General features: G+C 68.3%; 8 protein-coding genes. All 8 read right to left on the bottom strand.

Translation table 11 applies throughout. From position 1 onward, the window contains the following. Positions 1 to 855, bottom strand: an 855-nt coding sequence (locus tag AC1D01_RS14165; RefSeq protein ID WP_477867219.1) for a Pvc16 family protein, incomplete at its 3' end; no start/stop codon positions are given. Positions 856 to 859: 4 nt separating this feature from the next. After that, the gene (locus AC1D01_RS14160; RefSeq protein ID WP_477867217.1) at positions 860 to 1,849 is read right to left on the bottom strand and encodes a hypothetical protein; all 990 of its coding nucleotides are present in this window, start codon (positions 1,847 to 1,849) and stop codon (positions 860 to 862) included. Positions 1,850 to 1,863: 14 nt separating this feature from the next. After that, the gene (locus AC1D01_RS14155; RefSeq protein ID WP_477867215.1) at positions 1,864 to 2,706 is read right to left on the bottom strand and encodes a hypothetical protein; all 843 of its coding nucleotides are present in this window, start codon (positions 2,704 to 2,706) and stop codon (positions 1,864 to 1,866) included. A gap of 11 nt (positions 2,707 to 2,717) precedes the next feature. Next, positions 2,718 to 3,227: a phage tail protein gene (locus tag AC1D01_RS14150; protein ID WP_477867213.1), complete on the bottom strand. Its 510-nt coding sequence runs from the start codon at positions 3,225 to 3,227 to the stop codon at positions 2,718 to 2,720. A gap of 39 nt (positions 3,228 to 3,266) precedes the next feature. Next, a complete protein-coding gene (locus AC1D01_RS14145) occupies positions 3,267 to 4,838 on the bottom strand; it encodes a phage tail sheath family protein (RefSeq protein ID WP_477867210.1) in 1,572 nt (523 codons plus the stop codon). Positions 4,839 to 4,879: 41 nt separating this feature from the next. Beyond that, positions 4,880 to 5,290: a hypothetical protein gene (locus AC1D01_RS14140; RefSeq protein ID WP_477867208.1), complete on the bottom strand. Its 411-nt coding sequence runs from the start codon at positions 5,288 to 5,290 to the stop codon at positions 4,880 to 4,882. Positions 5,291 to 5,314: 24 nt separating this feature from the next. Next, on the bottom strand, positions 5,315 to 5,596 hold the full coding sequence (locus AC1D01_RS14135) for a hypothetical protein (protein ID WP_477867206.1): 282 nt from the start codon (positions 5,594 to 5,596) through the stop codon (positions 5,315 to 5,317). Positions 5,597 to 5,942: 346 nt separating this feature from the next. Beyond that, entirely contained in the window at positions 5,943 to 7,259 is a 1,317-nt protein-coding gene (locus AC1D01_RS14130; protein WP_477867204.1) for a sigma-54 interaction domain-containing protein, read from the bottom strand. Between the last annotated feature and the right edge of the window lie 300 nt (positions 7,260 to 7,559).

Here is a 7,559-nt window from a genome sequence, read left to right as displayed (position 1 = left end):
GATGACGGCGAATTCGTCCACCGCGCCGGCGGGCACCCAACCGTCGACCGAACTCCACACCTGCCAATGCAGCGACACCTCGGCGCCCGGCAAACCGGCGACCCAGGCGCGCGGCTCGAAGCCGGCGAGTTCGCCGAGCGGCAGCGACACCGAGCGCAGGCACAGGCCTGCGCTCACCAGGCACAGGGCCGGGATCCACTCGCCGCTGCGGGTGTCGGGCTGGGCGCGCCGCGTCACCGGCACATGGGTGCCGATCTGCCCGGACGCCGGCAGGCCGTGGCGCGCGGCGAGGGTGGCACGCACGCCGAGACCCAGGCTGCCGACCAGCGGCGGCGGCACCGCGGCCACCCGCGGGATCACCGGCGCCAGCGACACCTCGAACAAGGCCGAGGGCCGGTACACGGTGTCGCCCTGGGTCGACCACAGCTGGTTGAGCTGATCGAGCCCCAGCGTGCAGAACACGGACTGCACCTCGAACAATTCGTCTTCCACCGTCACCAGGTGGACCGGACGTTCGTGCAGCAGGCGCATCACGTCGCCGATCACGCGCAGGTCGTTCTCGCCCGCGGAGATGCTGTCCTCGTCGGCGCAGAACGGCGTCATCAGGCAGTGCATGCGCAACAGCCAGGTCTGGCCGGGCAGGGTGTCGGGGAAGAAGCCCGACGGCTCGAAGCGGAAGAAGAACAGGTTGAGCCGGTGGTCCGCATCGCTTTCGCCGGTGGCGGTGGCGGCCGCCGCGGGCGTGCCGACCAGCACCTCGATGCGCGAGTTGTCGACCACGTCGTTGATGCCGGCCGACACCACCTGGCCGAACTGGCGGCAGACGGCGGAAAGAGAGGAGATGCCGACGGCCATGGCTTCAGGTCCTGCGCAGGTAGTTGCGGCTCAGGAACTGGCTGTCGAGCAGCGGGCTGGTCGGCGCCGCCGGGGCCGGGCGCGGCGCCTGGGCGAGCACGGTGACGTCGATGCGGCCGATGTGCAGTCCGGCGGCGGCGGGCGGGTCCGCACGCATGGCGGCGCGGGGTCCGGATGCGGTCGTCGGTGTCTGCGCGCGGCTCGCGGGCTGCGACCGCGGCTGCGGCTGCGCGTACACCTGCGCCGGCACGGCGCGAGCGGTGCCGGCTTCGGGCTTCGCGCGGTCCGCACGAGACACCGTCTGCGTCGTGACGGCCTGCGACTCGATGGTGTCGATCGCCGCGAGGCTGTTCAACGCGTCGACCGGGGCGGCCTCGTCGATGGCGTCGATCGCTTCGACAACGGCGGCTGCCGCGACGCGGACGGCCGCCCCATGCGCCGGCTTGCCGGAGAGGTCTTCAGAAGGGGCACCAGGGGCCACCTGGCTCCCACCAATTTTTCCGTATCTACGTTGAGCAGGCGCGTTGGTGACGGCAGGTACAGCTTCTTCATCGCTCGTTGCGATCAAAGACGAAACCGAAGCGGAAAACTCGGGAGACTGTGCACCCGAAAGACCCGGTGAAACGGACGACGACTCCAACCGCTGATTCGACAAAGCATCCTGTGCGTGAACTTCTCGCGTGATCTTCTCTCCTCTTTCGAGGCCGTCCTTTCGGCTAACCAATGGGTGGACGATGCTATTCACAACACCCTCGGGTCCGGTTGCACCGTGAGGCGCTCCTTGTCCGAGGATGGAAGGCCCCTGCAGCGGCGCCACGGGTGGCGAACCACCCTCCTTCTGAAGTCGGTAGACCGTGAACGCGCCGGGATCGGCCGAGCTGCCCACGTCTTCCGACGGCAGGTCGTGGTCGGCCGCGGCGGAGCGACGCAGCACGAGCGCGCCGGTTGGCAGAGGTCGCCAGGCGTCGTTCACGGTGTCGAGAAGCAGTCCCATGTCCGGCTGCTCCGTCAGTGTGTCAACCCGCGCTCGTCGTCGATGCGGCGCAGGTAGTCGTTGCGGCGGGCGCGCGGCAAGGCGAGGATCTCGCGCTCGCTCCAGTGGTACTGGCTCGCCAGCCGGTGGATGTCGTCGAGCAGATCGGCGTCGGTGCGTGCCAGTGCACCGTAGGGCTCGAGCGCCACGGTGTTGGCCTGGCCGCATTCGGGACACGAGGCCAGCGCCTGCGTGGCGACGGCGGGCGCCATCTCGTCGAGGGCTTCGTCGACTGCGTGCAACCAGCCTTCGGGAAGTGATGCGGCGTCGAAGCCGTTCACCGGCACACCGTCGACGCTTTGCACCAGGCGCGCGGCGAGTGCGCGCGCCGCATCGGCCGGATGCGTCTCGGCCAGCCAGGCCTGGTCCTGGCCGCAGGGCACGCGCAGCACGTAGTCGTGGCCATCCCACGCGATGCGCGCCTGCGGGTAACCGGCGGCAGCCGCCTTGACCGGCAGCGCGGCCGGATCGATCTGCAGGTCGAAGCGCGCGCGGCAGACGCCACAGGCGGCACTGAGCCAGCGTTGCGCGACGCCGAGGTGGTGTTCGAGTTCGCGCATCAGCAGTTGCCGGTCGGCCATGCACAGGGCCGCCACGCGTTCGCGGCTCGGTTCGCCGCCGGCCAGCGTGGCCAGCGCGCTCGCCAGCACACCCGTCACGGCGTCCGGTGTGTGGCGCGCTTCGCCGGCCGCGGTGGCCAACGCCAGTTCGAGCGTGCCGTCGAGTGGCCGGAAGGCGTAGTCGCGCGCCAGGACATCACCGCCACCCAATCCACCGGGAAGCGGCCTGTGCGCGGGAGGGCGGGGCGGATGGTTCATGGCCCGGCCGCTCAGGTCTCCGCAGGCTCGGCGACCGCCGTGTCGCGCTGCCAGCCCTCGTGCTGCAGCGTCATGGTCTGGATGCCGACCGCGTTCATGGTGCCGGCATCCATCTCGGGCACGGCCTGGTACTCCGAGACCCAGGCGCGGAACACCTTGTACGACAGCGCCACCTGGCCTTGCAGGTTGAGCACGTTGATGATGATGTCCTTGCGGAAATTCTTCAGCGACATCGCGGCATCGCCGGTGATGTTGTTGACGAGGTTGGCCCAGTTCTCGAACACCGGGTCGTGCGACAGCCCCTGCTCGAGCGTCAGCGGCTCGTAGCTGGTGCCGCCGGGCAGGATGCGTTCCTGCGTCGGGTCGCCGGCTGCGCGCCACTTGATCGGTTCGGTCTTGCGCTTCAGCGCCCCCATCTTCTTCAGGCCCGCCACGGGTTTGCCGTCGATCAGCACCTGGAATTTGAAGGTGCGGTACGGGTCGTAGCGGTGCGTGTTGACCGGAAACATCGGGGCTGCCATGAACGCTCTCCTTGAGGCTGCTGTTCGTCGTTCGCCGGCTTACTGCTGGCCGACCTTCTGCTGGATGCGCACGATCACGAACTCGGCGGGCTTGAGCGGCGCAAACCCGATGAGCACGATGACCTGGCCGCGGTCGATGTCGTCCTGCGTCATCGTCTGGCCGAGGCCGCACTTGACGAAGAAGGCGTCGGTGGCCTTCTCGCCCTGGAATGCGCCGGCGCGGAACAGGCCATTCATGAACGACTCGATGTTGGCGCGCAGCGAAGACCACAGGCGGTGGTCGTTGGGCTCGAACACCGCCCACTGGATGCCGCCGAACACACTCTCCTCGATGAAGATCGCGGTGCGCCGCACCGGCACGTAGCGCCACTCGGGGTTGGCGCGTGTCGAGCGGGTGCGTGTGCCCCAGACCACCGGACCGAATCCCGGCATCCGGCGCAGGGCGTTGACACCTGCGGGGTTGAGGAAGTCCTGCTCGGTGTTGTCGACCGTGAACTCGAGCGCGTTGGCGCCCAGCAGCGGGAACTCGATGCCCGCCGGCGCCTTCCACACGCCGCGCCGGGTGTCGGTCTTGGCCCACAGGCCGGCCGCCATCGCCGAGGGCGAGACCAGCACGGTGCGCGGTTCGGCCGGGCCGGCGCCGGTGGTCGGGTTGACGTCGTTGCTGTAGTACGGGTTGGCCACCAGCGGCCACGGGTAATAGGTGACGGCGTAGGTCGAGGTCGGCAGGTCGAGCGCGTTGACCTCGTTCTCGTCGTCCAGCTCCTGTCCGGGCGGCACGTCGACGATCAGCATGCGGTTGCGCTGCGACTCGCAATGCGCGATCGCCTGCTCGAGCAGCGGGCGGCCGGTGGCGGCGCTCCAGCTCTGTCCGGGCAACAGCAGGATGTTGACGTCGCGCACGCGCGAGAGCGCCGCGAAGGCGTCCTCGAACTGGTCGCTGCCGGGCGCGGTGCCGTTGCTGCCGCCGGCCAGGGTCACGTCGGTGAAGGTGACCGCGGCTTCGAGGTGGGTGCGCAAGGCGGCTTCGCGACCGGCCGGCACGGTGACACGAACCAGTTTCGAGGCCGCGCCGAGGGCCGCACCCATGGTGTTGGCCTGGCCGGTTTCCGGCACCACCGACCCCAGCGCCTCCAGCACCTCGAAATCGCCGTTGACGACGCGGCCGACGCGCGCGTCGAACACCGTCGCGCCGCCTTCGGTGCGTTCGGTGAGCCGCAGCACGAGGCCGTTGCCCCAGGTGCCGGGGTTGGCCGCCGTCACGGTGAGCAGCACGCTGCCGCTGTTGATGTCGGCCGTGGCCGCGAGCGCGTTGGTGGCCAGGCGCACGATGTAGGCCTTGCCGCCGCCGTTGAGGAAGAAGGTGCTGACTGCGTGACCCATCGGGTCGCCCAGCGGTGCGGCCGAACCGATCACGGGTGTGGTGGCCCGGCGCAGGCTTCCGAAGCTGCGCTCGTAGTCGTCCCAGCTGCCGATCAGCGTGGGCACGGTGATCGGCCCGCGTTCGGTGTAGCCGACGAAGCAGGCCGTGGAGGTGGCGACGCCCTCGATCGGGCGCGAGCCGCTGGGCAGCTCCTCGATGTAGACGCCGGGGGTCAGGTAGCTTGGCATGGCGGTTCCTCGTCGGAGTCGAAGGGCAGAGTGGGGGGCGGTCAGGGCGTTGCGTCGCGACCCACCACGATCTGGATGCGAGCGGCCAGCGGCGCGGCACCGGCCGCAGGGGCTGGATGGGCGTTGCCGAACTTCAGGGTGAGGACGTCGAGGCCGAACAGCGACAGCACGCCACGGCCGAAGAGCTGTGGCCCGTGCAGCGTCACCGGGTCGGAATCGGCAGCGCCGTCGCTGGCCATGTAGGTGATCTCGGGTCCGTAGCGATCGGACTGGACCAGCATCAGGTTCACACGTGACGCCGCGGCAGGTTGCAGCTGGACCTCGAGCTCAGGCGTGGCGGGTGGCACGGTCACTTCGATGACGTCGTAGGCTTCGACGTTCTCTGCGAAATTGACCGCCAGCGCGGGACCACCGGCGACCTTGAGGCTGACTGACATTTTGACTTCAGGCATGACGGGCTCCAGGGAGGGAAGGGGTCAAGGAATCGGCGGCAGGGTCTGCAGCGCGCCTTGCAGACGCTGCTGCCATGCCTCGTCGGGAACTGCGGCGTCGCGACGAAAACGAACGCGCCCATCCGGGGCGACGATTCGTTCGAGCAGCTGCCACCGTTGCATCCACTCCAGCGCGATGAGCACGTCGGCCTCGGGCCAATGGCGCCGGTCGTGCAGCCACCATTGCGCGATGCCTTGAGACGTGTCGCTCGCAAGCGGATTCGCACTGAGATAGCGCGCCACCGCCCGCACGATCGCCGGGTTCACGGTGGCATGTGGCATGGCGGCAGGCGCGTGGCATTTGCGTCTGACTTCGCAAGTGATGTGCCACCGCCTGCATGTGCGCAAGTGCTTGATCTGATTGGCTCCGCACGGGCCGATGCCTCGAGGACGAGGATGGATTTGTCCTGCCGATCCGCGGCGTCGCGTGCTGCGCCGGGCGCATCGGCAGGCTGCACGAGAGGGCGGACAAGTTTGTCCACGTGTTCTCTGGAATGTCCTGCCCGTTCGCCCGGACGAGCGGGTACCCGCCCGCCGCAGCGGCGCACTCGCACCACGGCGAGGGCACGCGCACGAGGTGAGGGAGGAGCGGGAGTGGGGCGCCGTCCGCGCCTCAAGCGGGGGAGGGGCGGAAGCGCTGGGGTTGGATGTTGTGCTTGCGCATCAGCGCAAAGAACGCACGGCGGTTCTTCTGGGCGGCAAGCGCCGCGTGCGTCACGTTGCCGGCGTGTTCGGCGAGCAACTGCTCGATGAAGCCGCGCTCGAATTGCTGCACCACCTGCGCCTTGGCGGCCTGGAAGGAATTCGGCGAGAGGGCCGATCGGGAGTGGTCGCCCAGCTCGATGTCGGCGGCCGTCAGCAGGGAATTCTGAGCCAGGAGGACCGCTCGCTCGATCACGTGCTGGAGCTCGCGCACGTTGCCGGGCCAGGTGTGGTTGATGAGCCGCTGCAGTGCGATCTGAGACAAGCCCCTCAGAGGTCGCTTGCACTGCGTGGCGAAGCGCTCGATGAAATGGAGCGCGAGCGGGCGGATGTCTTCGGTGCGCTCGCGCAGCGGGGGCAAATGGAGCGACAGCACGTTGAGCCTGAAGTACAGGTCCTGGCGAAACAACCCCCGCATGGCCAGCTGGGAGAGCTGCAGGTTGCTCGCCGCAATGACACGCACGTCGGCGCGCTGCACCTTGTTGCTGCCGACCGCGCGGTACTCGCGTTCCTGCAGGAAGCGCAGCAGCTTGGCCTGGGCCGCCAATGGCAGGCAGTCGATGTCGTCGAGGAAGAGGGTGCCTCCCTCGGCCTCGCTGACCAGGCCGGAGCGCGACGCGTGTGCCGTGGTGTAGGCACCTTTCACGTGGCCGAACAATTCGTCTTCGATCAGCTCGGTCGGGATGGCGCCGCAGTTCACCGCCACCCAGGGCCTGTCGGCCCGTGCCGAGAGATAGTGCATCGCTTGCGCACAGATTTCCTTGCCCGTGCCCGTCTCCCCGATGATGAGGACGCCCGCATCGCAGGCGGCGAACACCTTCAGCTTGGCAATCTGGCGTGCAAAGTTCGGGCTGCTGCCAATGAAGCAACGCAGCCTGTCACAGGGCGCCGGGTCGGAGGGCGGTGCGGGCAGACGGGTGCTCTGAGAACGGTGGACGCGCGCGAGAAGCTCCTGCTCGGCGACCGGAAGCGAGACGAAATCGCAGATGCCGGCGTCGAACAGCGCGTCCAGGTGTTCTGCGCCGACGTGGGGGGTGGCAACAAACAGGGCAACGCTCGGGTGTTCGCTGCGCAGCAGCCGGATCTGTTCGCAGGCCAGCTGGGGGCTGGCTTCCTGGGCGACCAGCACGATGCCGTTCAGGCCGACAGGCAGCCCGGCCGGCTGCGCATAGCAACCCACCTCAAGGGATCGGTCCGTGCGCAGTGTGTCGGCGATGGCAGCTGTCATGCTCGCATCGGATGACACGACCGCACAGCGCCAGCTCATGATGTGCCCCGCCCAAGAGCGGAGTACACGTCAGACTCAGCAAACGCGGACATGGCTCTCTTCTCCCTGTTCCAAGCTCAGTTCGCCGAAACGAACGACCTGATGGAGCAGTTCTACAGTGCCCTCGACGGGGTCGCATCCGCAGAATTGAGGGTACGCAAAGGGTGAAGAGGGTTTGCACCCAGGCCAGCAGCCGGAGGAAGCCACGCCAGACAGTTGACATAATATACATTGTCGCGCTTATAAGACATCTGAGAAAGG

This window comes from Rhizobacter sp. P3_B12, assembly GCF_056402895.1.
The sequence above is the reverse complement of the archived record's forward strand: the minus strand, read 5'-3'. Positions and strand labels throughout refer to the sequence as shown.